At 68.2% G+C, this 25,811-nt stretch carries 18 protein-coding genes and 10 pseudogenes; 19 read left to right on the top strand and 9 right to left on the bottom strand.

The annotated features are described in order from the left end of the window. Positions 1 to 79: 79 nt before the first annotated feature. The 4 genes and pseudogenes from G4G28_RS28180 to G4G28_RS10395 all read left to right on the top strand — a co-directional run. Positions 80 to 484: pseudogene (locus G4G28_RS28180) on the top strand (PAS domain-containing protein); the annotation flags it as partial. Between the two features lie 409 nt (positions 485 to 893). Beyond that, positions 894 to 1,265, top strand: a pseudogene (locus G4G28_RS25725) (PAS domain-containing protein); the annotation flags it as partial. 103 nt (positions 1,266 to 1,368) lie between these two features. Further along, the gene (locus tag G4G28_RS10400; protein ID WP_229507992.1) at positions 1,369 to 3,090 is read left to right on the top strand and encodes an ATP-binding protein; all 1,722 of its coding nucleotides are present in this window, start codon (positions 1,369 to 1,371) and stop codon (positions 3,088 to 3,090) included. 131 nt (positions 3,091 to 3,221) lie between these two features. Continuing rightward, entirely contained in the window at positions 3,222 to 4,211 is a 990-nt protein-coding gene (locus G4G28_RS10395; protein ID WP_182988214.1) for a diguanylate cyclase domain-containing protein, read from the top strand. A 312-nt stretch (positions 4,212 to 4,523) separates the two neighbouring features. On the opposite strand, the gene G4G28_RS10390 is transcribed toward G4G28_RS10395, so the two are convergent. Continuing rightward, positions 4,524 to 4,976 carry a hypothetical protein gene (locus G4G28_RS10390; RefSeq protein ID WP_229424969.1) on the bottom strand — a complete coding sequence of 151 codons (453 nt, stop codon included), beginning with the start codon at positions 4,974 to 4,976 and terminating at the stop codon, positions 4,524 to 4,526. 305 nt (positions 4,977 to 5,281) lie between these two features. On the opposite strand from G4G28_RS10390, the gene G4G28_RS29015 reads away from it, so the two are divergent. The 5 genes and pseudogenes from G4G28_RS29015 (at position 5,282) to G4G28_RS28995 (ending at position 6,904) form a co-directional block, all read left to right on the top strand. Next, entirely contained in the window at positions 5,282 to 6,172 is an 891-nt protein-coding gene (locus G4G28_RS29015) for a response regulator (protein WP_374039780.1), read from the top strand. After that, positions 6,100 to 6,261, top strand: a pseudogene (locus G4G28_RS29010) (ATP-binding protein); the annotation flags it as partial. The gene G4G28_RS29015 and the pseudogene G4G28_RS29010, both read left to right, overlap by 73 nt. Positions 6,262 to 6,302: 41 nt before the next feature. Beyond that, positions 6,303 to 6,410: pseudogene (locus G4G28_RS29005) on the top strand (hypothetical protein); the annotation flags it as partial. A 66-nt stretch (positions 6,411 to 6,476) separates the two neighbouring features. Next, positions 6,477 to 6,767: a hypothetical protein gene (locus G4G28_RS29000; protein ID WP_374039810.1), complete on the top strand. Its 291-nt coding sequence runs from the start codon at positions 6,477 to 6,479 to the stop codon at positions 6,765 to 6,767. Beyond that, positions 6,665 to 6,904, top strand: coding sequence for a response regulator (locus tag G4G28_RS28995; RefSeq protein WP_374039779.1), 240 nt, complete (start codon positions 6,665 to 6,667; stop codon positions 6,902 to 6,904). The genes G4G28_RS29000 and G4G28_RS28995 overlap by 103 nt, the downstream gene beginning before the upstream one ends. 72 nt (positions 6,905 to 6,976) lie before the next feature. Here the strand turns inward: G4G28_RS28995 and G4G28_RS10380 are convergent, their stop codons facing one another. Further along, positions 6,977 to 7,444 (bottom strand): hemerythrin domain-containing protein, encoded by a 468-nt coding sequence (locus G4G28_RS10380; protein WP_182988213.1) that lies wholly within the window; start codon positions 7,442 to 7,444, stop codon positions 6,977 to 6,979. 198 nt (positions 7,445 to 7,642) lie between these two features. Between G4G28_RS10380 and G4G28_RS10375 the strand changes: the two genes are divergently transcribed. Continuing rightward, entirely contained in the window at positions 7,643 to 8,356 is a 714-nt protein-coding gene (locus tag G4G28_RS10375) for a sensor histidine kinase (protein ID WP_182988212.1), read from the top strand. Positions 8,357 to 8,401: 45 nt separating this feature from the next. On the opposite strand, the pseudogene G4G28_RS10370 reads toward G4G28_RS10375, so the two are convergent. Together G4G28_RS10370 and G4G28_RS10365 are read right to left on the bottom strand one after the other, a co-directional pair. Next, positions 8,402 to 9,764 (bottom strand): annotated as a pseudogene (locus G4G28_RS10370) (NAD(P)/FAD-dependent oxidoreductase). Positions 9,765 to 9,839: 75 nt separating this feature from the next. Next, positions 9,840 to 10,352: a hypothetical protein gene (locus G4G28_RS10365; protein ID WP_182988211.1), complete on the bottom strand. Its 513-nt coding sequence runs from the start codon at positions 10,350 to 10,352 to the stop codon at positions 9,840 to 9,842. A gap of 210 nt (positions 10,353 to 10,562) precedes the next feature. Here G4G28_RS10365 and G4G28_RS10360 point away from each other — a divergent pair, with 210 nt between their 5' ends. From G4G28_RS10360 to G4G28_RS10355, 3 genes and pseudogenes are all read left to right on the top strand, one after another. Continuing rightward, positions 10,563 to 11,234 (top strand): hypothetical protein, encoded by a 672-nt coding sequence (locus G4G28_RS10360; protein WP_183108330.1) that lies wholly within the window; start codon positions 10,563 to 10,565, stop codon positions 11,232 to 11,234. Between the two features lie 59 nt (positions 11,235 to 11,293). Continuing rightward, the gene (locus G4G28_RS27460; RefSeq protein ID WP_267873614.1) at positions 11,294 to 11,419 is read left to right on the top strand and encodes a hypothetical protein; all 126 of its coding nucleotides are present in this window, start codon (positions 11,294 to 11,296) and stop codon (positions 11,417 to 11,419) included. 339 nt (positions 11,420 to 11,758) lie between these two features. Continuing rightward, positions 11,759 to 13,006, top strand: a pseudogene (locus G4G28_RS10355) (DEAD/DEAH box helicase). A gap of 215 nt (positions 13,007 to 13,221) precedes the next feature. Here the strand turns inward: G4G28_RS10355 and G4G28_RS28990 are convergent. From G4G28_RS28990 to G4G28_RS28165, 3 genes and pseudogenes are all read right to left on the bottom strand, one after another. Beyond that, a pseudogene (locus G4G28_RS28990) lies at positions 13,222 to 14,934 on the bottom strand (GNAT family N-acetyltransferase); the annotation flags it as partial. A 146-nt stretch (positions 14,935 to 15,080) separates the two neighbouring features. Continuing rightward, a pseudogene (locus tag G4G28_RS28985) lies at positions 15,081 to 15,395 on the bottom strand (GNAT family N-acetyltransferase); the annotation flags it as partial. A gap of 149 nt (positions 15,396 to 15,544) precedes the next feature. Then, positions 15,545 to 15,898, bottom strand: a complete 354-nt coding sequence (locus tag G4G28_RS28165; protein ID WP_308602181.1) for a CoA-binding protein — start codon at positions 15,896 to 15,898, stop codon at positions 15,545 to 15,547. A gap of 139 nt (positions 15,899 to 16,037) precedes the next feature. Between G4G28_RS28165 and G4G28_RS10345 the strand changes: the two genes are divergently transcribed. Beyond that, positions 16,038 to 16,982 carry a cation diffusion facilitator family transporter gene (locus G4G28_RS10345; protein ID WP_182988208.1) on the top strand — a complete coding sequence of 315 codons (945 nt, stop codon included), beginning with the start codon at positions 16,038 to 16,040 and terminating at the stop codon, positions 16,980 to 16,982. Here G4G28_RS10345 and G4G28_RS10340 read toward each other — a convergent pair. Continuing rightward, positions 16,943 to 17,344, bottom strand: coding sequence for a hypothetical protein (locus tag G4G28_RS10340; protein ID WP_183108329.1), 402 nt, complete (start codon positions 17,342 to 17,344; stop codon positions 16,943 to 16,945). The genes G4G28_RS10345 and G4G28_RS10340 overlap by 40 nt on opposite strands. A 293-nt stretch (positions 17,345 to 17,637) precedes the next feature. Between G4G28_RS10340 and G4G28_RS10335 the strand changes: the two genes are divergently transcribed. From G4G28_RS10335 to G4G28_RS10320, 4 genes and pseudogenes are all read left to right on the top strand, one after another. Further along, positions 17,638 to 17,871, top strand: a complete 234-nt coding sequence (locus G4G28_RS10335) for a hypothetical protein (RefSeq protein WP_183108328.1) — start codon at positions 17,638 to 17,640, stop codon at positions 17,869 to 17,871. A gap of 79 nt (positions 17,872 to 17,950) precedes the next feature. After that, positions 17,951 to 18,775 (top strand): hypothetical protein, encoded by an 825-nt coding sequence (locus G4G28_RS10330; protein WP_183108327.1) that lies wholly within the window; start codon positions 17,951 to 17,953, stop codon positions 18,773 to 18,775. Continuing rightward, positions 18,727 to 20,185: pseudogene (locus tag G4G28_RS28980) on the top strand (TolC family protein). Before G4G28_RS10330 ends, G4G28_RS28980 begins: the two are co-directional and overlap by 49 nt. Beyond that, a complete protein-coding gene (locus G4G28_RS10320) occupies positions 20,182 to 21,552 on the top strand; it encodes a multicopper oxidase family protein (protein WP_182988205.1) in 1,371 nt (456 codons plus the stop codon). The pseudogene G4G28_RS28980 and the gene G4G28_RS10320 overlap by 4 nt, the downstream one beginning before the upstream one ends. 89 nt (positions 21,553 to 21,641) lie before the next feature. Here G4G28_RS10320 and G4G28_RS10315 read toward each other — a convergent pair. Further along, a pseudogene (locus G4G28_RS10315) lies at positions 21,642 to 24,123 on the bottom strand (heavy metal translocating P-type ATPase). Between the two features lie 206 nt (positions 24,124 to 24,329). On the opposite strand from G4G28_RS10315, the gene G4G28_RS10310 reads away from it, so the two are divergent. Beyond that, positions 24,330 to 25,811 carry an aryl-sulfate sulfotransferase gene (locus G4G28_RS10310; RefSeq protein WP_182988204.1) on the top strand — a complete coding sequence of 494 codons (1,482 nt, stop codon included), beginning with the start codon at positions 24,330 to 24,332 and terminating at the stop codon, positions 25,809 to 25,811.

Genomic DNA, 25,811 nt, shown 5'->3' with positions numbered 1-25,811 from the left:
CCGCTGCGCCTTCCGCCACCGTGCCGGTCCACGCCGGACCGGCTTGCGCTGCGTGCGCCGCGACCGTGGAGGGCCTGGCATGAGTGACAAGCCCGACGAACTCGAACTGATGCGCTCGGCCGCAGTGCGCAACGCGAGCCACGCCCTGGCGGCACGCCGCAATGCCGAGGCCGAGCTCATGGCCGCCAAGGAAGCCCTGCGCCAGGCCAACGAGCGCATGGAAAACATGCTCGAGAGCCTGACCGATGCCTTCTGCGCGGTCGACTTCGACTGGCGCATCACCTACATCAACGGCCGCGCGCTGGAACTGCTGGCGCCGCTGGGCAAGACCCGCGCTGGCCTCCTCGGCAATAACCTGTGGGAAGAGTTCGAGGAGCTGCGCGGCAGCAATCTCGCCACCGAACTGGAACGGGCGATGGCCTCGCGCCAGACCGGCAGCCGCGAGTTCTTCTACCCGCGCCTGGCCTGCTGGATCGAGGCGCGCATGTATCCCTCGCCCGATGGCCTGACCCTGTATTTCCACGACATCACGCGCCGCCGCGCCGACCAGCAGGCCCTCATCGAGAGCAACAACCGGCTGCAGGTGGCCCTGGCCGCGGGCCGCCTCGGCGACTGGCGCTGGGATGCGGCCAGCGACCGCCTGATCCCGGGCGAGCGCGCCGCCGCCATCCTCGGGCTGGAGCCGGAAGTTCCCCATTCCTGGCCGGCCCTGCGCGCGCCTGGACGAACAGGACCGCGAATCGGTGCGCCGCGAAGTGCTGCATGCCTTTGCCGCCCATACCGACCTGAACATCGAATGCCGCCTGCTGCCCGACGGCGGCCAGGCGCGCTGGATCGCGCTGGTGGGCCGCGCCAACCATGCCGACCCGCAGCAGCGCGACAGCATCATCGGCATGACCGGCGTCGTGCAGGACATTTCCAGCCGCAAGAACGTCGAGGACAGCCTGCGCCAGAGCGAGGAAACCCTGCGCGCCCTGGCCAATACCATCCCGCAGCTGGCCTGGATGGCCCAGGCCGACGGTGCCATCGTCTGGTTCAACGAGCGCTGGTACGAGTACACCGGCACCACGCCCGAGCTTGCTACCGGCTGGGGCTGGCAAGACACGGTCGAGCCCGATGCCCTGCCCGCCATGCGCGAACACTGGCGCGCCTCGATCGAGAGCGGCGCGCCTTTCGAGATGGAATACCCGATCCGCGGCGCCGATGGCCAGTACCGCTGGTTCCTGACCCGCGTGAATGCCGTGCGCGACCGCCACGGCAAGGTCGTGCGCTGGTTCGGCACCAACACCGACGTCGACCAGGTCAAGCGTGTCGAGCAAGCCCTGCGCGACGAATCGAAGGTGCTCGAACTGCTCAACAACACCGGCAGTGCCCTCGCTTCCACGCGCGACCTGCGCTCGCTGCTGCAAGTGGCCGTCGAGGCCGCCAGCGGCATCGCCGGCGCGCGCTTCGCCGGCTTCTTCTATCACGGCAAGGAAGCCGAAGGGGCCGACGTTCTCGCTCTACACCCTGTCCGGCGGCGTCGCCAACGAATTCCAGAGCTTCGGCGAACCGCAGGCCACCGCCCTGTTCGGCCCCAGCTTCCGCGGCACCGGCCTGGTGCGCTCGAGCGACATCACGGACGACCCGCGCTATGGCCAGGGTCCGACCCAGTTCACCCCGCTGTCCGGCCAGCCCGCCGTGCGCAGCTACCTCTCGGTTCCGGTGATGGCGGCCTCGGGCGAACCGATGGGTACGATGTTCTTCGGCCATCCGGAACCGGGCGTGTTCACCGAGCGCACCGAGCGCATCGTGGCCGGCATCGCCGCCCAGGCCGCCGTCGCGCTGGACAACACGCGCCTCTACGAAGCGGCCCAGCAGGCGGCCGAGGAACGCAAGGTGCTGCTCGAGAGCGAACGCGAGGCGCGGGCCGAGGCCGAGCGCTCGAGCCAGATGAAGGACGAGTTCCTGGCCACCCTGTCGCACGAACTGCGCACGCCGCTCTCGGCCATCCTGGGCTGGGCACAGGTGCTGCGCCGCGGCGGCAAGGACCAGAACGACCTGCAGCGCGGCTTGCAGACCATCGAACGCAATGCGCGCGCCCAGGCCCAGCTGATCGAAGACCTGCTCGACATGAGCCGCATCACGTCGGGCAAGGTGCTGCTCGACATGCAGACGCTGAGCCCGCAGGGCTTCGTCGATGCCGCCATCGACACCGTGCGCCCGGCCGCCGAGGCCAAGAACATCCGCATCGAGAAGCGCTACGAGGCCAGTCCGGGCATGATCGCCGGCGACCCGGCGCGCCTGCAGCAGGTGGTGTGGAACCTGCTCTCGAACGCGATCAAGTTCACCCCGCGCGACGGGCTGGTGACGGTCGAACTGGGCCAGCGCGACGGTTCGGTGATGGTGACCGTGCGCGATACCGGCGCCGGCATCGGGCCGGAATTCATCACCCACGTGTTCGAGCGCTTCCGCCAGGCCGACGCCTCGATGACGCGCCGCCACGGCGGGCTGGGCCTGGGCCTGGCCATCGTCAAGCACCTGATCGAGCAGCACGGCGGCACCGTGCGCGCCGAGAGTGCCGGCGAAGGCCGGGGTGCGAGCTTCACGATCGAGCTCCCGCTGGCCAAGATTGTTCCGAACACGGCGCGCAGCCGCGGCCTGGCTCTCGGCTCGCCACCGCCGACCGCGCCCGACCTCACCTACCGCGACCTGGAAGGCGCCTCGGTGCTGGTGGTCGACGACGACCGCGATGCGCGCGAGCTGATTGCCCGCATCCTCACCGACTGCCAGGCGCGGGTACGCATCGCCGCCAGCGCGCGCGAAGCGTTTGCCTCGCTGCAGGCCGACATGCCCGACCTCCTGATCTCCGACCTGGGCATGCCCGAAGTCGACGGCTTCGAACTGCTGTCCTGGGTACGCGCCCTGCCGCGCGACCGTGGAGGGCTGCTGCCGGCCGTCGCACTGACCGCCTTTGCCCGCTCGGAAGACCGCCTGCGCGCCCTGGAAGCGGGCTTTTCTTCGCATATTTCCAAGCCGGTCGAACCGAGCGAATTGATCGCCGCGGTCGCTTCTCTGGTGCGTCCGCCAAGCGGCCGGGCACGATTGTGAAGTTCCTACTACCCGACGCGGCGCTGTCCTACAAGAAATTCCTGGGTCTTTGCTAGACTACCTGGAGTGGGAAAGTTGGATTCCTGTATGAAATTTGTTTCCTTCCAGTACCTATTTCGACGAGAAGAAGCATGCCGAGCAGACAAGACATTTTGAACGCCAAAATCCTGGTCGTAGACGATTCGCCAGACAATATCGAGCTGATGGAAGAGATATTGCGCGAAGAGGGCTACTCCAACGTCAGCTCGACCATGGAGCCGGAACAGGTCTGCCCGCTGCACCGCGAGCACAACTACGACCTCATCCTGCTCGACCTGCAGATGCCCGGCCTGAACGGCTTCCAGGTCATGAAAAGCCTGAAGGAAATCGAAAAAGGCGGCTACCTGCCCGTGCTGGCCCTGACGGCCCAGCCCAGCTTCAAGATCGCGGCCCTCGAGGCCGGCGCGCGCGACTTCATCAGCAAGCCCTTCGACCTGCTGGAAGTGCACAAGCGCATCCACAACATGCTGGAAGTGCGCCTGCTCTACAAGGAACTGGCCCAGTATTCGAAGGCCCAGCAGGAACTGGCCCTGCACGACGCCCTGACCGGGCTGCCGAACCGGCGCCTGCTGGAAGACCGCATCGAAACCGCCCTGCAGCATGCCAACCGCAGCCATGCGAAGGCGGCGATCATGTACCTGGACCTCGACGGCTTCAAGGCAATCAACGATACCTACGGCCATGCCTATGGCGACGAGATCCTGAAGATGGTCTCGCAGCGCCTGCTCGCTTCGTCGCGCAAGGAAGACACGGTCGCGCGCCTCGGCGGCGACGAATTCATGGTCGTGCTGGGCGACATCCACAGCCTGCAGGATGCGCAAGGCCCGGCCTCGAAGCTGGTGGAAGCGCTGTCCGAGCCCTTCTTCATCAACGACCTGACGCTGCGCCTGTCGACCTCCATCGGCATCAGCATCTATCCCGACGACGCCGAATCGGTGGACGCGCTGATCAGCATCGCCGACTATGCGCTGTATGAAGCCAAGCGCGCCGGCAAGAATCGCTTCTGCTCCACCGCGGGCTCGCGCCAGGTGGCGGTCAAGACGCCCGCCAAGCAGGCGGCGGAGCTGGTGCCGCACCGCTGAGGGAATGCCGGCGGAACGCGTCAGCGTTTGCCGTCGTAGGATGGGCTCTCGAGCCCACGCGGTGCAAGGCTCGCATCACCCCGGCGGTGCCGATAGCTGGCACTCCATGAAACGCGAACGTTCACAGCTAGTCCCGCTGGCTGCTGTACCGATACCTCCACATCCTGGACCGCGTGGGCTCGAGAGCCCACCCTACGAAAACCGGATACCCCGGTACCCCCGAACAAACGGCGCCCCGCCCCGCTAACTACCGCGGAACAAGGGCGCCGTTGCCAGGCGCAGGCGCCGGTGAGCGCCGATCCACTATCGAACTCAGGCCGTACCGACGTCCTTCGACGCGGTGCCGCCGGTGCCGACGTTGGCCTGGCCCGAGGCTTCCTCGTTGTGCGCGGCGATCGACACGGCGCTCTGGTGGTCGCGTGAGGCCTCGACCTTTTCGGGCGCGACTTCGATGCGGGTGATGCCGGCGTCGACCGAGATCGGGTCGCTGGCAGGGAAAGTCATTTCGACGGCGTCGTCGAGCAGGGTTTCCTTGGCGACTTCGCCAGGCGTGGCCGCTTCGGCATCGGCCATCATGTCGATGGCGACGGCGTTGGCGACGATCTTGACCTGGGCCAGCTGGCGCACGGTCGTCACGCCGAAGGCCTCGCGCAGGGCGTTGGCCTCCTTCTCGCCGACGCCAACCAGGGCCGTCAGCGGACTATCGGCCAGTTCGGCCAGCGATTTGCCATGGTACTGCTCGTTTACGATGGTTTTGATATCCATGTTTTTCCTCTTAAGTGAGCGGCCTGTCATCCACCGTAGACACGGTTGAACCGGACACGGTTCCACTATCGCATAGCGGGCCGGGACCGTATGTGCGGTGTCGAACACGAAAACCACAGGCTTGGGCGACAGCCGCGCAACACTCGCCCTCAATTGCCACAAGACATTGTAAATTGCCGTGCTATCATTTCTAACAGAGCGCGAGTCCCGTTGACCTGTCTTTACTTTGGAAAACAAAGCCGGTCTGCTATCCTTTCACACCCGCGATAATTTTGGCCACACTCCGACGAACCAGCAGGAACGACGTGCCGACAACTGACAAACCCAAGATCCTCGTCGTGAACGACGATGCCGCCAGCCTGCTTGCCCTGACGAGCCTGCTAGACCAATGGGCCGACGAAACCGGCTATTCGGTGCTCGCCGCGCGTTCCGGCCAGGAAGCGCTGCGCCAGGTGCTGCTGCATGACTTTGCCGTCATCATCCTCGACGTCAACATGCCCGGCATGGACGGCTTCGAGACCGCCGAGGCGATCCACCAGCGCGCACGCTCGGCCGACATCCCGATCATCTTCGTCACCGCCTTCCTGGCCGACGAGATCGACCGCCTGAAGGCCTACCAGCGCGGCGCCGCCGACTTCCTGTTCACGCCCGTGATCCCGCAGATCCTGCATGCCAAGGTGTCGGTCTTCGTTGCCCTGGCCAACAAGAACGAGCAGCTACGCCGGCAGACCGAGAAGCTGTCGCAGCGCACGGAAGAGCTGACCGGTACCAACGAGCGCCTGATGCGCGAGATCGAGGACCGCCAGGCCGCCGAACGCAAGAGCCATGCGAAGGACGAATTCCTCGCCATGCTCGGCCACGAGCTGCGCAACCCGCTGTCGGCCATTGCCAGCGCCGCCGCCCTGATCGACATGCCGGGCGCCCGCGCCGAAATGGCTTCGCGCGCGCGCCAGATCATCCAGCGCCAGAGCCAGCATCTCTCGCGCATCGTCGACGACCTGCTCGACCTGTCGCGTGCGATGTCGGGCAAGATCCTGCTGGCACGCAAACCGGTCGACATGCCAGCCTGGTCGGCGCCTGCCTCGATACCTTCCGCGCCACCGGCCGCACCGCCGGCTACCGCATCAACGTCGACCTGGCGCCGAACTGGGTCGACGGCGACCCGACCCGCCTGGAGCAGATCGCCACCAACCTGATCGACAATGCCCTGAAGTACACGCCGGCCGGCGGCACCATCGACATCGCGATCGCCGCCGAGGACGAGGAAGTGCTCCTCTCCGTACGCGATACCGGCGTGGGCATCGCGCCCGACCTGCTGCCGCACGTATTCGACGTGTTCGTGCAGGGCACGATCAGCCTGGACCGCGCCCGGGGGGCCTCGGCATCGGCCTGTCGCTGGTACGGCGCCTGGTCGAACTGCATGGCGGCAGCGTCAGCGCCAGCAGCGGCGGCGCCAGCGCCGGCAGTGCCTTCGTCATCCGCCTGCCGCGCGCGCAGCAGGTGAACCAGCCCGCGCCTGCCGCCATGGTCATGGAAAACGAAGCGGCCAAGCCCTCGGTGCTCCTGATCGAAGACAACGAAGACGGCCGCGAGATGATGGCCACCATGCTCGACGTCTATGGCTACCCGGTACTGCAGTCCGCCGACGGGCTGGACGGCGTCAGCCTGGCCACGGCCCACCTGCCCCGGTGGCGCTGGTCGACATCGACCTGCCCGGCATCGACGGTTACGAGGTTGCCCGGCGCCTGCGCGCCAACCCGGCAACGGGCGCGATGCGCCTCATCGCCCTGACCGGCTATGGCCTGGCCGAGGACCAGCGCCGCGTGCTGGAAGCAGGCTTCGACATGCACCTGGTGAAACCGGTGGACATCGCCCAGCTGCTGGGCGCGCTGGGCGAACCGGCACCGCTGCCGGCCCCCGCCGGCTGAGCGCGGCATCCCCGAGACGAACAAACGGCGCCCGAGGGCGCCGTTCTGTTTTGTCCGGCAGGCGCAGGACGCTTACATCGTTGCCTGGATTTCCTTGGCACGGGCCGCCATCTCGGCGCCCAATTGGGCCAGGTCGAGCTTCAGTTCGCGCAGTTTCGGGAACATTTCTTCCTCTTCTTCCTTGACGTGGTGCTCGACCATTTCGCCCAGCACCTTGACCTTGGCGTCGTACAGCTCGTCGCCTGGATCCATTTCCTGTACCTGGGCGATGAGGTCTTTCGCCGAGGCGTGCTCGACGACGGCCTCGTCGACCATGTCCTCGGTTTCCTCGCTCGCTTCGCGGGTAGCCGGATACAGGATTTCTTCCTCGATGGTGGTATGCATGATCAGGGCATTGCAGATCTGGTCGGCAAGCTTCTTCTTGCTCACCTTGGCGCGGTCGGTCATCTTTTCGAATTGTTCGAACATGTCCTCGACTTCGCGGTGCTGCTTGGTGAGCAGGGTGATGGCGTCGATGGGCGTCTCGGTATTGTTTGGCATGCTAGCTCCCAGAGTTGTTTATTGAATAAGAAGTCCAGGGCTCCAGCGTGAGGCCAAATGCCGCGTTACACCGTTCGGCAGCGCACGCTGTGCCTGCCCTTCCACACTCCGGGGCGTGACACGCGGCGCCGAGCACCTCAGTGCGCACTCCCTCTGCGAAGCTGTTGTATGATTTGGGAAACATTCACCGAGCCCACGATGACCGCACCGGAACCGCAGCACCTCGACCCGGAACTGGAACGGCAGGTTGCCGAACGCACCGCCGCGCTGACCGAGCTGGTCGCCCACCTGATGAATTGCTGGGACGACGACCGGCGCCTGCTCGCGCGCAAGCTGCACGACAGCCTCGGCTCGTCGATGACGGCCCTCACCATGCACCTGGGCCTGCTGTCGAAAGGCCTGACCGATGCCAAGGCGGTGGACCGGGCCAACCAGATGAAAAGCCTGCTCAACGGCATCATCGAGACCAACCGCAAGGTGCAGCTGACGCTGTGGAACGACAAGCTGGAGTTCCTTGGCATCAAGGCCGCGTTGACCGAACTGGTGGCCGAATTCAGCCTGGAGCATGGCATTACGGCCCGCGTCAGCCTGCCCGACGACGACGACGCCTATACGCGCCCCCAGAACGTCGCCCTGCTGCGCTGCGCCGAGGAAGGGCTGCGCAACGCCTTGCACCATGCGAATGCGCGCACGATCGACGTCATCCTCGACGACGATGGCGACCAGCTGATGCTGACCGTGCGCGACGACGGCGCCGGCATGGCGAACGGCCAGCCAGAGTCGCTCCGCTGCCACGGCCTGCGCCTGCTGCGCGAACGCGCCCGTGCCCTCGGCGGCAGCGTCAGCCTGGAAACGGGGCGCGAGGGCGGCGCGGCATTGACGATGATCCTGCCGCGCCACGCACCGGCCTGAATCCCTCGGGCGGCCATGGCACGCCGGCAAGGCGTGCCGGTTCCTTCAATGCAGCTTCACCAGCGGCGTCGCGCGCCTGACCAGGAAGCGCGCCAGCGCCAGCACGCCGGTGCGCATCGTGCCGAGCACGGCCTTGTGGTGCAGCAGGTGCAGGCTGGTGTACATCAGGCGCGCCATCATCCCTTCGACAAACCAGCTTGCCCCGCGCAGCGAACCCATCAGGTTGCCGACGCTGGTCGTCTTGCCCAGCGAAACCAGGGGAGCCGTAGTCGCGGTAGCGGTAGGGAAGGTCCCCGGGTGGCTTGCCGGCGGCGCGGCGCAGGAAACCGTCGGCCAGGTAGTCGGCCTGCTGGTGCGCGGCCTGGGCGCGCGGTGGCACCGGCTTGCCCTCCGCATCGATGCAGGCGGCACAATCCCCGAAAGCGTAGATGCCCGGGCGGACCCGGCACGCGCAGGTGGGTGTCGACCTCGATCTGGCCGCCCTTGTTGGTCGGCAGGCCGAGCGAACCCAGCAGCTCCGGGGCGCGGATGCCGGCAGCCCACACGCACAGGCTGGCTGGATAGACGTTGCCGGCATTGTCCAGCACGCGATCGGGCTCGATGGCCGTGACGCGGCAGTCGTTCACGACCTTGATGCCGCGTTCGCCCAGCAGCTTCAGGGCAGCGCTCGAGACCCGTTCGGGCAGCGGCGCCAGGGATGCGGTGCGCCCTCGAGCAGGGTGATGCGCACGTCGCGCTGCACCTGCAGGCGCGTGAAGCCGTAGGTGGCGTACACGCCCGATGCTTCCCGCAATTCGGCCGCCAGTTCGACGCCGGTGGCGCCGCCGCCGATGATGACGATGTCGAGCGGGGCGTCGTCCTGTCCGCCGCCAGCGCGCTCGCGTTCCTCGCGCGCCTGCTCGGCCACGGCCATCAGGCGCAGGAGACGCAGGCGGAAGCGCTCGGCGTCTTCGGTGGCGTTCAGGGAAATGGTGTGTTCGCGTGCGCCCGGCACGCCGAAGTAGTTCGAGGTGCTGCCGACGGCGATCACCAGGGAAGTGAATGCAATCCGGCGCTCGTGCAGCACGTCTTCGCCATCGGCGGCGCGCACGGCGCCCACGGTGATGCTGCGCGCGGCACCGTCGAGCGCCGTCATCGGGCCGTAGACAAAGGTAAATCCGTTATCGTGGGCCAGCATCTGGTAGGAGAGGCCCTCCTGGTGGATGTCGAGCGTGCCGGCCGCCACCTCGTGCAGCGAAGGCTTCCAGATGTGGTAGAGCCGGCAGTCCACCAGCATCACCTTCGAGGGACCGAGCTTGCGTCCCAGTTTACAGGCCAGTTCCAGTCCGCCCGCCCCGCCTCCGACGATCACGATTTCGCTTTGCAAGCCATCCTCCGTCCGTTGCGCCCGCCGGCAATGCCAGCACATTGGCGATATGGCAAGTGTACACCCGGAGGAAAATCCGCGCCGGCGTGGGCGCGGACGCAGGGACGGGCTGCCTACTTAATGGCCGCGGCCGTGACCGTTGCCATGGCCGTGGCCGCCGCCGTGCTTGTCATGCTTGTCGTGCTTGTCGTGCTTGTCGTGCCTGTCATGGCGATCGTGTTCGACATAATGCACTTCGCGGACTTCCCGCACTTCGCGCACCGGCTCGCGGTAGCCGTGGTGACGCTCGCGATAGCGCGGCGCATAGGTGTTGGTGTACCAGTCGTCGCGCACGAACATCACCGGGCGCGCGCAGGCGCCATAGCGGCCGCAGTAGCGCGACCAGTTCTTGCGGTGGCCGGGCGGCACGCGCAGGTAGATCGGCTCGGCGCGCACGTGGCGCACTTCGCGCACCACGACCACCGGCTGCTGGGTGTAGACGACCGGTGGCTGGCCGAAGTCGCCGATGTCCAGGCGGCCGTAGAAGCCGGGCTGGCCGATACTGATGCTGACATTGGTCTGGGCCAGGGCCGGCGTGGCGGCTGCAGCCAGCAAGGCGGCGCCAAGAAGGAAGCGAAGTGGGGATTTCATGAAAGGTCCTCTCGTTGTCATGTAAGGCGTACTGTATCAGGCCCAAAGTAAAAACTTTGTTCGCTGCAACACACATTTACAACTTGTTGCGCCGACTTGGCGCGCCGACTTGGCGCGTCGACTTGTCGCGCGGAATAGGCGCAGTGGTGCGCTTACGACAGGGTCGCCGCTAGAATCACCCCAACGACATGTCATGCGACGAGGGTCTTCATGAAACATCCGTTCATTCCTGCAATGCTGGCCTGCCTCATGGCCGCCACGCCCGCCGCGGCCCAGGTCGGGGCCAGCCTCGATGCCGGCAGCACCGGCGTCGGCGCCCACCTGAGCTTTCCGCTGGCCTCCTCGCTCAATGGCCGGCTCGGCGTCAACTACTTCAAGCACGACTTCACCCGCAGTTCCGGCCAGCTCGAGTACGACCTCGACGGCAAGCTGCAGACGGTCGACGCCCTGCTCGACTGGTATCCGCGCGCCGGCAGCAGCTTCCGGCTCACGGGCGGCGTCATCTATAACAATACGCGCTTCGACGCCGTTGCCGAGCCGAACGGCCTGTCGACCTTCCGCCTCAACGGCACCCAGTACAACATCGCCGAAGTCGGCATCCTGGTCGGCAAGGTGGACTTCCGCAAGGCCGCGCCCTACCTCGGCATCGGCTGGGGCAATGCCTTGAGCGACGAGCGCGGCTGGAGCTTCGGCGGCGACCTGGGCGCCTATTACCGTGGCTCGGCGCGCGTCAGCCTGCGCAGCCTCAACTGCACGGTGGCGACCGCCGTATGCCAGCGCCTGGCGAGCGACGTTGCCGAGGAACAGGCGCGCCTGGCCGGCGACGTATCGGACTACAAGGTCTATCCGGTATTGCGGGCCAGCCTGTCCTACCGCTTCTGACGTGCGGCGCTTGCGTGGCGCACGGGGCGCGCTATCATGAAGTCGGAGGAGGAAGCGTCATGAAACCTGTCCTGCGCTGGGGCGCCATCGCCCTCGCCTGTCTCGTCATCGGTGGCTGCCAGGGGCGCCAGGAACCGGTCAAGCCGATCACGGGCTGCGTGCTTGCTTCGTTCGTCGATTTCTAAGAGCCTATCCCGGTAGTCCGGGGAAAGCTGGTGGCGATGCATGGCAAGCGCGGGCAAGGCGCGAGGAGGCCGCATGGCTGGCCATGCAACGACGAGCAACGCAGCACGCGTTTGTCAGGCGCGCCAGCAGCGACTCCGGACTACCGGGATAGGCTCTAAGGACAGCGCCGCCGGCCGCCCTACGTGCGCCAGGCATGCACGTGGCGCCGCGCACGCCAGACATATCTGTGAACCTGGGCGCTTGCGACCGTCGTGTGCCCAGGCGCGCGTGCTGGAAACCGTGCTCGCACGCGCACGGCAGGCTACACTGTCGGCTGTTCAATTTGCTCCAAGGTTTCCATGTCGTTTGCCTCGCTCGGCCTGATCGACCAGATCGTCCGCACCCTCGAATCGCTCAACTACAAGAACCCGACCGCGGTCCAGGCCCAGGCCATCCCCGCCGTGCTGGACCGGGCGCGACGTCATGGCCGCGGCCCAGACCGGCACTGGCAAGACCGCCGGCTTCGCCCTGCCGCTGCTGCAGCGCCTGACCATGGAAGGCGACCCGCTCGCCAGCAACTCGGCGCGCGCCCGGTGCTGGTGCCCACGCGCGAACTGGCCGAACAGGTGCACGACAGTTTCAAGGCCTATGGCGGTGCCCTGCCGCTGCGGACCATGGTGGCCTACGGCGGCGTCAGCATCAATCCGCAGATGATGCGCCTGCGCAAGGGCGTCGACCTGCTGGTGGCCACGCCCGGCCGCCTGCTCGACCTGTATCGCCAGAACGCGCTCAAGTTCGGCAGCACACGCATGCTGGTGCTGGACGAGGCCGACCGCATGCTCGACCTCGGCTTCTCGCGCGAGCTCGACCAGGTGCTGGCGGCGCTGCCCAAGGCCCGTCAGACGCTGCTGTTCTCCGCTACTTTTTCCGATGCCATCCGCGCGCTGGCGGGAAAGCTGCTGCTTGATCCGGTCAGCATCGAGACGGCGCCGCGCAACACCACGGTCAAGGCGATCAGGCAGTGGGCGGTGCCGGTCGACAAGAAGCGGAAACCCGAGCTCTTCCTGCACCTGCTCAAACAACATGGCTGGAGCCAGGTGCTGGCCTTCGTCAAGACGCGCCGCGGTGTCGACGAACTTGTCGAGCTGCTGCAGGCGAAGCGCATCGCCGCCGATTCCATCCACGGCGACAAGCCGCAGCCGGCACGCCTGCGCGCGCTCGAGCGCTTCAAGGCGGGCGAAGTGAAGGTGCTCGTCGCCACCGACGTCGCCGCGCGCGGCCTCGACATCGACGACCTGCCGGTGGTGGTCAACGTCGACCTGCCGATCGTGGCCGAGGATTACGTCCACCGCTCGGGTCGCACGGGCCGAGCCGGCGCTTCCGGCGAAGCGGTCTCGCTGGTCTGCGCCGACGAGGTGCAGCAGCTGGCCGCCATCGAGCTGCTGACGGGGCAGACCTTGAAACGCGTCGAGGAAGCCGGTTTCGAGCCCGACCACCGCGTGCCCGAAACGAACGCCAGCGGCCAGGTCGTCAAGAAGCCGAAAAAGCCCAAGAAGCCCAAGGGCGAGATGAAGGTGGTGACCGAGGACGTGCGCTTCCGGCGTTGATGTGGCTGCGGTCGTGTTCCAACAGCCCGCGCCCTCCCGTAGGGTGGGCTTCGCATTCAAGCCCCCCCCCGGCTTCAATGCCCCACGCGGATGCAGCCTCTGCTAGCTCGCGGCCCCGTTCCCATCTTTCAACCGATGTTTCCGCGTGGGCGGAGCCCACCCTACGAGAGCGAAACATTATTTCATCCCCCGGCCACCAATGAAATGTTCTTTCATTACAAAGTCAGCTTGAACGAACGCACGCCCTCTTCCCCCGCCGGCATCACCTGGAAGCCGAGCTTCTTCACCAGCCCGATGATGCGGTTATTCTGCGGCAGCGCTTCGCCGACGATTTCGCGGGTGCCGCGCGAGCGGCAATAGGCGATCAGCTTCTCCATCAGGATCCGTCCCAGCCCCAGGCCTTTCAGGTCCGAGCGCACCGTCACCGCGAACTCGGCGCTGATATTGTCGGGGTCCGCCACCACCCTTCCCACGCCCAGCGTCTCGGGCAGGCCGTCGGGTCCCGGACGGGTGGCGATGAAGGCCATCTCGCGGTCGTAGTCGATCTGGGTAAAGCGCGCCAGCTGCGAGGGCTGGAGCTCGCGAATGCGCACGAACATCCGGTAGCGCACGTCGTCGGGCGTGAGCGCGTCGAAAAAACGCAGGTGGGCCGGCCCGTCCTCGGGACGCACGGGACGCAGCAGCAGCTTGCCGCCGTCCCAGGCGATGGTTTCCTCCAGCTCGCGCGGATAAGGGCGGATTGCCAGCCGGTCGAGGGTGCTGCCGGAGCGGTCGGCCATCGCCAGGCGCATGCGCGCGTCGAGCACGATGGCGCCCCTGGCGTCGACCAGCAGCGGATTGATGTCGAGTTCGACGATTTCCGGAATGTCGGCCACCAGCCGCGACACCTGCACCAGCGCGGCCAGGATGGCGTCCATGTCGGCCGGCGGGCGGTTGCGGTAGCCGGCCAGAAGGCGCGCCACGCGGGTACGCTCGACCATGTCGCGCGCCAGCACCGCGTTCAGCGGCGGCAAGGCCACCGCATGGTCGTTCGCCACCTGCACGGCAATGCCGCCCTGGCCGAACAGGATGACCGGACCGAAGACGGGGTCGAGTGCGGCACCCAAAATGAGCTCGTGGCCTTCCGGGCGGCGCGCCATCGCCTGCACAGAAAAACCCTCGAAGCGCGCATCCGGGCGCAGCTCGGCCAGGCGCCTGCGCACCCGTCCCGCGGCGGCGCGCACGGCTTCCTCGGAATCGAGGTCGAGCGCCACGCCCCCCACATCGGACTTGTGCATCACGTCCGGCGACAGGATTTTGACGGCGACGGAAAGCCGATGCCGCGGGCGGCCAGCACCGCCTCCTCGACGCTGGACGCGGGCCGGGTCTCCACCAGCGCCATGCCGTAGAGGCGCAGGATGGCCTTGGTCTCGGGATCGGACAGCAGGTGGCGCCCGCTCGCCAGGGCTTCGCGCACCAGTGCCCGCGCCGTGCTGCGCTCGGCCGCCAGGGCGCTGGGCACCGAGGGCGGCACCTGCATCAGGAGGTTCTGGTTCTGGCGGTAGTGGACGATCTGCAGGAAGCCGGCGACGGCATCCTCGGGCGTGGCATAGGTCGGCATGCCGGCCTGCGAGGCGATCGCGCGTGCCGGTGCCACCGAGTCGCCTCCCAGCCAGCACGAGAGCACGTTGCGCGAGGCAGCGCGGGCAACGGGGGCGATGGCGTCGGCGACGTCGGCGCTGTCGACCGTGGCGGTGGGGGCATGGATCACCAGTACCGCATCGAGCCCGGGGTCGCGCAGCAATACTTCGAGCACCTGGCGGTAGCGCTCCGGCTCGGCCCCGCCGTGCAGGTTCAGCGGGTTGGCAGGCGCCGCGCCCGCCGGGACCAACGCGGCCAGGCGTTCGGCCGTCTCGGGCGCGAACACGGCGGCGCTGCCGCCGCCGCAGACGAGGGCGTCGCGCGCCAGCACGCCCGGGCCCGCGCCGTTGGCGACGATGGCCAGGCGCTCGCCGTACAAGGGCCTGGCGTGGGCCAGGGTTTCGGCGGCCGCGAACAGGCCCTCGGTGGTGGGCACGCGCAGCATGCCGGCGCGGCGGATGGCGGCGTCGAAGACGTCATCCATGCCGGCCAGCGCCCCGCTCTCGCTGGCGGCGGCGCGTACGCCCCCGTTCACCCGCCCGGCCTTGAGCACCACGGTGGGTTTGCTGCGCGCCGCGGCGCGCGCCGCCGACATGAACTTGCGCGCGTAGCGCAGGTTTTCGACGTACAGCAGGATGGAGCTTGTGGCGCCGTCGCTGGCCAGGTAATCGAGCACGTCGCCAAGGTCGACGTCGCTCGAGTCGCCCAGCGCGATGAAGTGCGAAAAGCCGATGCCGCGCGAGCGCGCCCAGTCGAGCACCCCGGTCATCAGGGCGCCTGATTGGGACACGAAAGCGATGCGCCCGGCGAGCGCGCCGCTGTGCGCCACGCTCGCGTTCAGGCCCAGGCCGGGCGTGAGCAGGCCGGCACTGTTCGGGCCCAGGATACGCAGCAGGTAGGGGTTGGCGGCGTCGAGCATCACCTGCTTGAGCGAGCGCCCGCGCTCGTCGCGCGCTTCCGCCAGGCCAGCGCTGAGCACGACGGCCGCGCGCGTGCCCTTTTCGCCCAGCTGGCGGATGATGCCCGGCACCGTGGCGGGGGCGTGCAGATCACGGCCAGGTCCGGCGCCGTGTCCAGTTCGGCGACGCTTGCCACCGCGGGCAGGCCGCCGAGCTCCGTGTACTTCGGATTGACCGGGTGGATGCCGCCCTTGAAGCCGCCGGCGACCAGGTTGCGCAGCAGGGTCGCGCCCAGGCTGCCCGGCTGCTCGGAAGCACCGATGAGCGCCACCGAACGCGGCGCCAGCAGGCGGTTCAGGTTGCGTACGCTCATGCCGCCCCCGCCATGCCTGCTGTGCCGGAGGACGAGCGAACCGCGCAGCTATCCCGGACGCGATCGTCATTTCCAGCCGCGCTCGTCGAGAACCGCGAATTGGCTAGACTAGGCTTCAACCGAACCTCCCCGCTCATCCATGACCGCAAACAAGGAAACGCCGCCCGCGGGCGACAGCCGCAAGGTGATCTACGCCGCCATCGTCGCCAACCTCGGCATCGCCACCGCCAAATTCGTCGTCGCCGCCCTGACCGGCAGCGCGGCGATGCTGGCCGAAGGCATCCACTCGGCGGTCGACACCGGCAACGAACTGCTGCTGCTCGTGGGCGAAAAGGTCGCCGCCCGCAAGCCCGATGCGCGCCACCCCTTCGGCTACGGCAAGGCCGTGTATTTCTGGGCCCTGATCGTGGCGCTGTCGGTCTTCTCGCTTGGCGGCGGCCTGTCGATCTACCACGGCATCCACAGCCTGCGCGAACCGGCGCCGGCGGGCGACCCGTTCTGGAACTATGTCGTGCTGGGCGTGGCCTTCGTGTTCGAAGGATACAGCTGGAACGTGTCGAGGCGCGCACTGAACAGCAGCCGCCAGCCGGGCACCACGCTGTGGCAGACCGTGAAGGCCAGCAAGGATGCCTCGGTGTTTACGGTCTTCATCGAAGACACGGCGGCCCTGCTCGGCATCGTCGTGGCGGCCGGCGGCATCCTGCTTGGCCAACTGCTGGCCAATCCCACCATCGACCCGATCGCCTCGATCCTGATCGGCCTGCTGCTGGTGGGCGCGGCCTTCACGCTGGCACGCCAGACGGGCGGCCTGCTGGTGGGCGAAAGCGTGGGCGTGGAGCAGACCGGGAAACTGAAGGAATTGTTCGCTGCAGACCCCGACATCGAGAAGGTCGGCCAGCTGATGACGATGCAGCTGGGGCCGGACGACGTGCTGCTGACGGCCGCCGTGCGCTTCCGGCGCGGCATGCGCATCGACGAGGTGGACGTGGCGATCGAGCGCCTGCAGGCGACGGTGGCCGCCTTCGACCCCGCGATCAGCCGGGTCTATTTCGAGGCCGCGGCCTTCCGCAGAAGCACCGGCTGACGCCGCGCCGGCAGCGCGCGCAGCTCGGCGGACTGGGCCAGCACGCAGCCCAGCCACTCCTGCACCACCAGCGCCACGCGCCGTTTCAGCAGCGCCGCGCCCAGCGGCGACCGGTCGAGCTCAAGAGGCAGCGCGCGCGCCTGTGCCAGGCTGGCGACCTGGACGGCGGCAAGGACGGGCCCGGGGACGTCGCCGCTGACGAAACGCACGCGGAATTCGGCGTCGACCAGCAGGGAACCCTTGCGAAAACGGTCGACGCCGACGTCGAACAGCACCCGCGCGACCACTTCCATGGCCCGCGCGGCCAGCTCGCGCCGGTTTCTCCTGCGGCGCGGAAACAAGAGCTGGGCAATCCAGGCCATGCGGGCGTCCTCGCTTCTTTCCGAATGCGGATTATCTAAAAAGCAAGATAGTAACAGCCCGTATTGACGCTGGCAACCGCCGGGTTTCGCTTTGCCGGCGCGTGCTAGAATAATCCGGTGAACACCACCCTGCGTACACTGATCGTCTGGCTCGTCCTGCTGGCGCTGCCCTTTCCGGGCTTCGCCTCGGCGGCCATGCTCGGCTGCGCAGCGGGCCACGGGCGCGTACGGTTGCCGCTGCCGCCCCGCACGGCGATGCGCATGCGGAGCACATGCAGGCAATGGCCACTGGCATGGATCACGCCGCCATGGCCGCCATGCACGACGACGCTGCCGGCACCCATCATGGCGCCGGCAAGTGCAGCGCCTGCGCGGCCTGCTCGATCGGCGCCGCCATTGTCCCGGCTCCCCTGCCGGCGCTCGCGGTGCACGCGCCGCCGGCCTGGACGGTGCCCTTCGCCGACGGCGACGTGCCTTCGGTCGACCTGGCCCTGCCCGAACGACCTCCCCGCCTCCCCGTCGCCTGATTCTCCTGCCGTTCGCTCCGCCCGTGGCTGCGCTGTCAGCGCACGCGCGGCCGTACCAATCGTCTCACACGAGGATGTCATGACTTTCGCACGCACGCTTTTCCGCGTGGCCGCGCCCTGCCTGCTGGCGGCCGCTGCCCACGCCGCACCCGCCCAGCCGTCGATTCCAGCCGCCGCGGCCGACGCCCAGGTCCCCGCCGTCCGCTACGTCGACGCCGCCCGCTACCGCGCACCTGCCGCAGCCGCCGCCAGCCCGGATCGCGGCTGGCGCGAACAGAACCGCATCGTCGGGGCCACGAATTCGATGATGCTGACCATGGGCGGCGCGGGTCACGGCGATGCCCACGCCGGCCACGGCGCCGCTGCGCCGGCTCCGGCGTCCGCCCCCGGGCATGCCGGACACGGTTCGGCAGCCGCTCCCGACCCGCACGCCGGCCATGCTGCTGGCCCCTCCCCGGATCCCCATACCGCACACGGGGCTGCCCCCGCTCTTCCGGTCGCGGCAGCCGAGCCGCACGCCGGCCATCGCACGCACGCCATGCATGGAAGCGGCGCGGCGCATGGCGGCTGCGCCTGCTGCAAGGGGATGGCCGGCGCGGCCGCACCAAACGTCACTCCCGATCCGCATGCGGCCCATCGCATGGCCGCCGCGCACGAAGCTGCTTCCTGCGGTGGCTGCTGCAAGAAGGCCGGGCCAGTTGAAGTACTGGCGGCCCTGAACGCGGCCGCACCGCCATCGTGCATGGCTGGTCAAGCTGCCGGCGCTTCGAACGGATGCTGCGCAGACGGTTGCTGCAAGCCCGATTGCTGCCAGTCCGGCTGCTGCGCTGGCAAAGACATGGCGAGCGCGTCGACATGCTCGCCGGCCGCTGGCGGCGCACATGCCCATGGAGCGCAGCCGTGACGCGCGCGGCGCTTTCCACGCTCGTCGGCGCCCTGCTGCTGGCCGGCTGCGCCAGCGTGACGCCCGACGGCGGCTTCGACACCGTTGCCGACGCCGCGCGCACGCGCGCCAACCTGCAGCCGGTCCTGGCGCGCAACCCGGCCGACGAGCGGCAAGTGGCCGACACGGTGCGGGCACTGCTGGCACGGCCGCTCGACCAGGATGCCGCCGTGCGCATCGCCCTCCTGAACCATCCGGGCCTGCAGGCGAGCTACTGGAAGGTCGGCATCGCCCAGGCCGAGCTGGCGCAGGCGGCGCGGCTGCAGAATCCCTCCTTCGGGTTCAAGCGCCTGGCTGGCGGCGGGGTCGTCGACATCGAACGCTCGCTCAGCTTTGGCCTGCTGGAGGCATTGACCCTGCCGCTGTCGACGCGCATGGAAAGGCGGCGCTTCGAGGAAGCCAAGCTGGCGGTCGGCCTGGAAATCGAAAAACACGCCTATGAAACCCGGCGCGCCTGGGTCGAGGCGGTGGCCGCGCGCCAGCGAAGAAGACTATGCGCGCCGGGTGAATGCCGCGGCCGACGCCAGTGCCGAGCTGATGGGGCGGATGGCACGCTCCGGCAATGCCAGTCAACTCGACGAAGCGCGCGAGCAGGTGTTCTATGCCGAAGCCAGCGCGAGCCTGACCCGCCCGCCAGGGAAGCCGTCGCCGCGCGCGAAGCGCTGACGCGGCAGCTGGGCATGTGGGGTCAGGACACCTCCTTCACCCTGCCCGAGCGCCTGCCCGACCTGCCGGCGGCGCCGCTCGATCCCCGGAACCCGAGCGCCTGGCACTGTCACGCCGGCTCGACGTGCAGGCCGCGCGCGAGGCAAGCGCCAGCCTGGCCGCCAGCCTGGGCTTGACGCGCACCACGCGCTTCGTGAACGTGCTCGACTTGGGCGTCGAGACCAAACGCGAAACCGGCGAGCCACGCGCACGCGGCTACGAGATCGCGCTGGAACTGCCGCTGTTCGACTGGGGCGGCGCACGCGTGGCGCGGGCCGAAGCCCTCTACATGCAGTCGCTGCGCCAGGTCGCCGACACCGCGGTGAGGGCGCGCAGCCAGGCGCGCGAGCGCTACCGGGCTATCGCGCCGCCTGGGACCTGGCGCGCCACTACCGCGACGCCGTCCTGCCGCTCAGGAAGCAGATCTCGCACGAGACCCTGCTGCGCTATAACGGCATGCTCGCCAGTACATTCGAACTGCTGGCCGATGCACGCGAGCAGGCCGGCGCCGTCAACGCCTACATCGGTGCGCTGGAGGGCTACTGGCGCGCCGAGGCCGACCTCGAGGAGGCGCTCGGCGGGCCGCTCGGGCCGGCGATGGCTGCCCCGCCTGCGCCTGCCGCCCCGACCACCCAACATTCGCACGACAAGGAACACGCACAATGACATCACGTCGCACATTCCTCGGCGGCGCCGCCGCGCTGGTGGGCGCCGCCCAGGTCAGCAAGGCCGGCGCCGCCACGCTGCCGGAAGCCCCGACCCAGGCGTCCGGCGCCACCGCCGCGCCGCTGGCGCCGCCCAATGGCCGTCCCTACAACCCGGTCGTCACCCTCAACGGCTGGACCCTGCCCTGGCGCATGAAGGACGGCGTCAAGGAATTCCACCTGGTGGCCGAACCCGTCGTGCGCGAACTCGCACCCGGCATGCAGGCCAACCTGTGGGGCTACAACGGCCAGAGCCCGGGCCCGACGATCGAAGTGGTCGAGGGCGACCGGGTGCGCATTTTTGTTACCAACAAGCTGCCCGAGCACACCAGCATCCACTGGCATGGCCAGATCCTGCCCTGCGGGATGGATGGGGTTACCGGTCTCACCCAGCCCGGCATCGCACCCGGCAAGACCTTCGTCTACGAATTCGTCGCGCGCCATGCCGGCACCTTCATGTACCACCCGCATGCGGATGAAATGCAGCAGATGGCAATGGGGATGATGGGTTTCTGGGTCACGCATCCGAAGGACATCCGCCAGCATGCGGTCGGGCGCGATTACGTGATGCTGCTGGGCGCCTACGACATCGAGCCGGGCAGCTACACGCCACGCACCAACACCATGCTCGACTTTAACCTGTGGACCTTCAACAGCCGTGTCTTCCCCGGCATCGACCCGCTCGTGGCCACTTTGGGCGAGCGGGTCCGCATCCGCGTCGGCAACCTGACGATGACGAACCACCCGATCCACCTGCACGGGCACCGCTTCGAGGTCGCCGGCACCGACGGCGGCTGGGTGCGGCCCGAGGCGCGCTGGCCGGAGGTGAGCGTGGACATCGGTGTCGGCCAGATGCGCGCCATCGAGTTCGTGGCCGACAACCCGGGCGACTGGGCCTTCCACTGCCACAAGTCGCACCACACGATGAACGCCATGGGGCACGACGTGCCGAACCTGATCGGCGTCGACCACCGCGGCGTGGCGAAGAAGATCAACGACCTGATCCCGGGCTACATGGTGATGGGCGAAAAAGGCGGCTCGATGGGCGACATGAAGATGCCGCTGCCGGAAAACACGCTGCCGATGATGAGCGGGCGCGGGCCCTTCGGCAACCTGGAAATGGGCGGGATGTTCACGACGCTGAAGGTGCGCCAGGGCCTGGCGCGCGGAGACTACCGCGACCCGGGCTGGTACCAGCATCCCGCCGGGACCGTCGCGCGCGAGTGGACCGGGGAACTGCCGCCGGCGCCGCAAGCGCCTGGAAACGGCCAGGCCGCCCCGACTGGCGCGGTGTCAGTACGCAAGCCTGTGAAGCACAGCCACGGGTGACGGGAGTCGCGCGGCCTGCTTACCGGTGTTGAACGCGTGGACGGCTCTTCCGGTACAGGTGCGCATGCAGTACCACGGAGCCGTCCACCCTACGCCGCCGAGCGCGCCGTCACTGGATAGCCGGCCGCGTCGATCGCCGCCGCGATGCGCTCCAGGTCGGCCGCGCTGTCGATGCGTACCTTCTTCGATTGCAGGTCGACCGCGACCTGCGCCCCGCTGTCGATCTCCTGCACGGTTTTCGTCACGCGGCTCACGCAGTGGCCGCAGCTCATGCCTTCGACGGTCAGTTCATACATGCTCTGTTCTCCTTTGGTTTGGGGCGCTTCGGCCCCCGTGGTGACTGGTAGCTGGACGGCGGCCGGGCGCCAGCGGCGCAGCAGCAAGGCGTTGCTCACGACGCTGACCGAACTGAATGCCATGGCGGCGCCGGCCAGCATCGGGTTGAGCAGGCCAAAGGCCGCCAGCGGGATGCCGACGACATTGTAGGCAAAGGCCCAGCCCAGGTTCTGGCGGATCTTGCGGTAGGTCTGCTGCGACATCACAATGGCGTCCATCACGAGGCGTGGATCGGGACGCATCAGCGTGATGCCGGCCGTGTGCATGGCCACGTCCAGCCCACCCATGGCGATGCCGACATGGGCCGCGGCGAGCGCCGGTGCATCGTTGATGCCGTCGCCGACCATGGCGACGGTCGCTCCGCGCATCATTGCCGCACGCACCGCCTCGGCTTTCTCTTCCGGCAGCACGCCGGCCTGGTAGTGCGTGATGCCGAGCGCCTCCGCCACCGCGCGCGCCGCGCCCTCATTGTCGCCCGTTAGCATGATGACGCGCACACCCCTTGCCTGCAGGCTCGATACCGCCTGCGCGGCACCTTCCCTGATCTCGTCGCCAAAGGCGATGAGGCCCAGCACGCCGGCCTTGCCGGTGGCGTCCCGCGCGCGCGAGCCAGGACACGCTGCGGCCGAGTTCTTCGTGCCGGCGGGCGCTATCGCGCAGGCCATCGGTCGCCGCGCCCAACTCGGTCATCAGGCGTTCGCTGCCCAGCCAGACGGTCGCGCCCTCGACTTCCGCCCGCACCCCGCGCCCCGGCAGCGCCTGCGCCTCAAGCGCGTCGGGCGATGCCGCACCCGCCGCGCGTGCATGCTCGGTCACCGCCTGCGCCAGCGGATGCTCGCTGTGGCGCTGCACGGCCCAGGCCAGCGCCAGCAGGCGCGCGGAGTCGTCGCCTTCGAGGGCGAGCACGCGCGGCCGCCCCCTGGTCAAGGTGCCGGTCTTGTCGAACACCACCGTGTCCACCGCGTGCGCCAGCTCGAGCGCTTCGGCATCGCGGATCAGGATGCCGTGGCGGGCGGCGGCGCCGGTGCCGACCATGATCGCGGTCGGCGTGGCCAGCCCGAGCGCACAGGGACAGGCAATCACCTGCACCGCCACCGCGTGCAGCAGCGCCGCCTGCCAGTCGCCGGTGGCCATGCCCCAGCCGAGGAAGGCTACGAGCGAGACCAGCAGCACGATGGGGACGAACACCGCGCTGACGCGGTCCACCAGGCGCTGCACCGGCGCCTTGACCGCCTGGGCATCCTCGACCTGGCGGATGATCCGCGCCAGCATGGTATCGGCACCGACGGCGCCCACCTCGACCAGCAGCACGCCGTCGGCATTGATCGCGCCGCCCGCTACCTTGTCGCCGGGCGCCTTCGGCACTGGCAGGCTTTCGCCGGTCAGCAGCGACTCGTCGACGGCGCTGCGGCCTTCGAGCACGCGGCCGTCGGCGGCAATCCGGGCGCCCGGGGGCACCACCAACCGGTCGCCTACGCGCAGCGCGTCGATGGGAACGGGCTCGTCGCCGCCCGGACGCCGCACGATCGCCTGGAGCGGGCGCAGCGCCTCGAGCGCGCGGATGGCCTCGACCGTCTGGCCCTTGGCGCGGCGTTCCAGCCACTTGCCGAGCAGGACGAGCGTGATGACGACAGCGGAGGACTCGAAATACAGGTGCGGGGCGCCATGGCCGGGATGTGGATCGGCCAGCAGCAGGTAGACCGACAGCCCGTACGCGGCGCTGGTGCCCAGCGCCACCAGCAGGTCCATGTTGCCGCTGCCGGCACGCAGTGCCTTCCAGCCGGCGCGGTAGAAACGCGCGCCCAGCCAGAACTGCACAGGCGTGGCCAGCAGCCATTGGAGGATGCCGGGCAGGCTCCACTCGAGGTCGAGCAGGCCGCCCAGCATCGGCAGCAGCAGCGGCAGGGTCAGCAGCGCGCTCGCGGCGACGGGCCACCACCGCGCAACAGCATGGCGGACCGGTGCGGCCGCTCCCGTTGCGGCCGGAGGAGCACCGCGTGCCGGCGCGGGCGTGGCGTCGTAGCCGGCCGCGCGTACGGCCGCGAGGACGGCCTCGGGTGCGGCGCTGCCACGCACGGTCGCGCGTTCGGTCGCCAGGTTGACGGCAGCGTCGGTCACGCCCGGCAGCGCGCGCAGGGCTTTTTCGACACGCGCGACACATGAAGCGCATGTCATGCCGGAAATATCAAAGCTTGCCGCAGGGGCAGCCTCATGCTGGTGGGTGTTGTTTTCCATAGGTAATCTCCTTGCGATCCATCCAGCCTGGTCCTTCCCACGATGGGAAGGTCAAGCCAGACAGCCGGGTTTCTTGCGCCATTCGCTATCGCGAGCCGGCCAGGGGAACGCGGCCAGGCCGCGGAAATCGAAGAGATAACCCATCCGTATGCCGTCAACCTGGAGGATGCATGAAGCCCGTTATTCGCCATCATTTGCGCCATTGTATGGTCTTGGGCGCCTGCCTGCTGGCCAGCGCCTGCAGCAAGTTCGATGAAGACCAGGCCGAAGAGGCCGAAGTCGGCCTTGCCGAACAAAGCGCCGGCCCGACACCGTTCATCGCCAACGTCGCCCTGAAAATGAAGGACTTCGACGACCTCGACCGGATTGCATTCACCGTGGCGCCCAAGCCGGGAACGTTCTCGAAGCCGGTCGCCGTCACCTACACCCGCGCCTGGCTCGAACGCAACGGCGCCTGGCGCCCGGCGGACAAGCGGCTCGCCTTTGCCGTGTTCGGCCTGTACGCCGGGTACCAGAACGCCGTTTCCATCACCGCCACCTTCCACGACAATTCCACCCACGCCCTGCAGGTGGCGGTGGCCACGCCCGCGTACACGGGACCGGGGGCGCGCTACAGTACACCCCAGGTGCGCACCGCGCGCAGCGCGACAGCCGTGCCTGGCTTCGACTACATGATGCTGCAGAACGGCCTCGCCACGCCAGCCGTGCTCGACACCGACGGCAACCTGCGCTGGCTCGGCGCGCGCGCGGGCGACTCCCTGAGCTCGGTGTTCAAGCCCGATTCCTTCTACGTCGGTAGCCAGACGGCGCCCGAGCTCTTCCGCTTGAGGCTCGACGGCACCTACACCTCCGCCCGGCTCGCATCCGCGCGCTATACCAACTTCCACCACGACCTCGCGCTGGGCAAGTTTGGGCTTCTCGCCGAAGTCGACGCGCAGGATGGCGGCATTCGGAAGATCGAGTCCATCCTGGCCGAGGTCGGCCCGGGCGGCGAGGTACTGAAGGAATGGGACCTGAACGCCATCTTCCGTTCGACCATGCAGGCCGGCGGCGACGATCCGTCGAATTTCGTGCGCGACGGCGTCGACTGGTTCCACATGAATTCGGCGGTCTATGTCCCGGCCGACGATTCGCTCCTGATCTCCAGCCGCGAAAACTTCGTCGTCAAGCTCGATTACGCCAGCGGGCGCATCAAGTGGCTGCTGGGCGACACCAGCAAGCACTGGTATGTCGACTACCCTTCGCTACGCGCACTGGCGCTCAAGCTCAAGGCGGGCAAGCCGCCGGTCGGGCAGCACGCGCTGTCGATGGCATCGAACGGCGAGCTGCTGCTGTTCAATAACGGGCTGGGCAGCGCCAACCAGCCGCCGGGTACCGCGCCGGGCGTCACGCGCGACTACAGCACGCCTTCGCGCTACACCATCGATGAAACGGCGCGCACGGCCGCCGAGACCTGGGCCTATTCGCCGACACCGGCGATTTTTTCCGACATCTGTTCGAGCGTCTATGAAAGCGCGCCCGGCCACTTCCTCGTCACCTACTCGGTCGCCGCCGGCCGAACCGTCACCAAGCTGATCGGCGTGGACACCGCGGGCAAGGTCGCTTTCGACTTCGAGTATCCGGCGGAAGGATGTGCGGTCGCCTTCATCGGCGAGTCGATCAACTTTGCGAACCTGATCCTGAAGTAG

Origin of the sequence: Massilia sp. Dwa41.01b (assembly GCF_014171775.1) — a bacterium.
Classification (GTDB): Bacteria; Pseudomonadota; Gammaproteobacteria; order Burkholderiales; family Burkholderiaceae_D; genus Telluria.
Note: the sequence above shows the minus strand (reverse complement) of the source record. Positions and strands in the feature narration are given on the sequence as shown.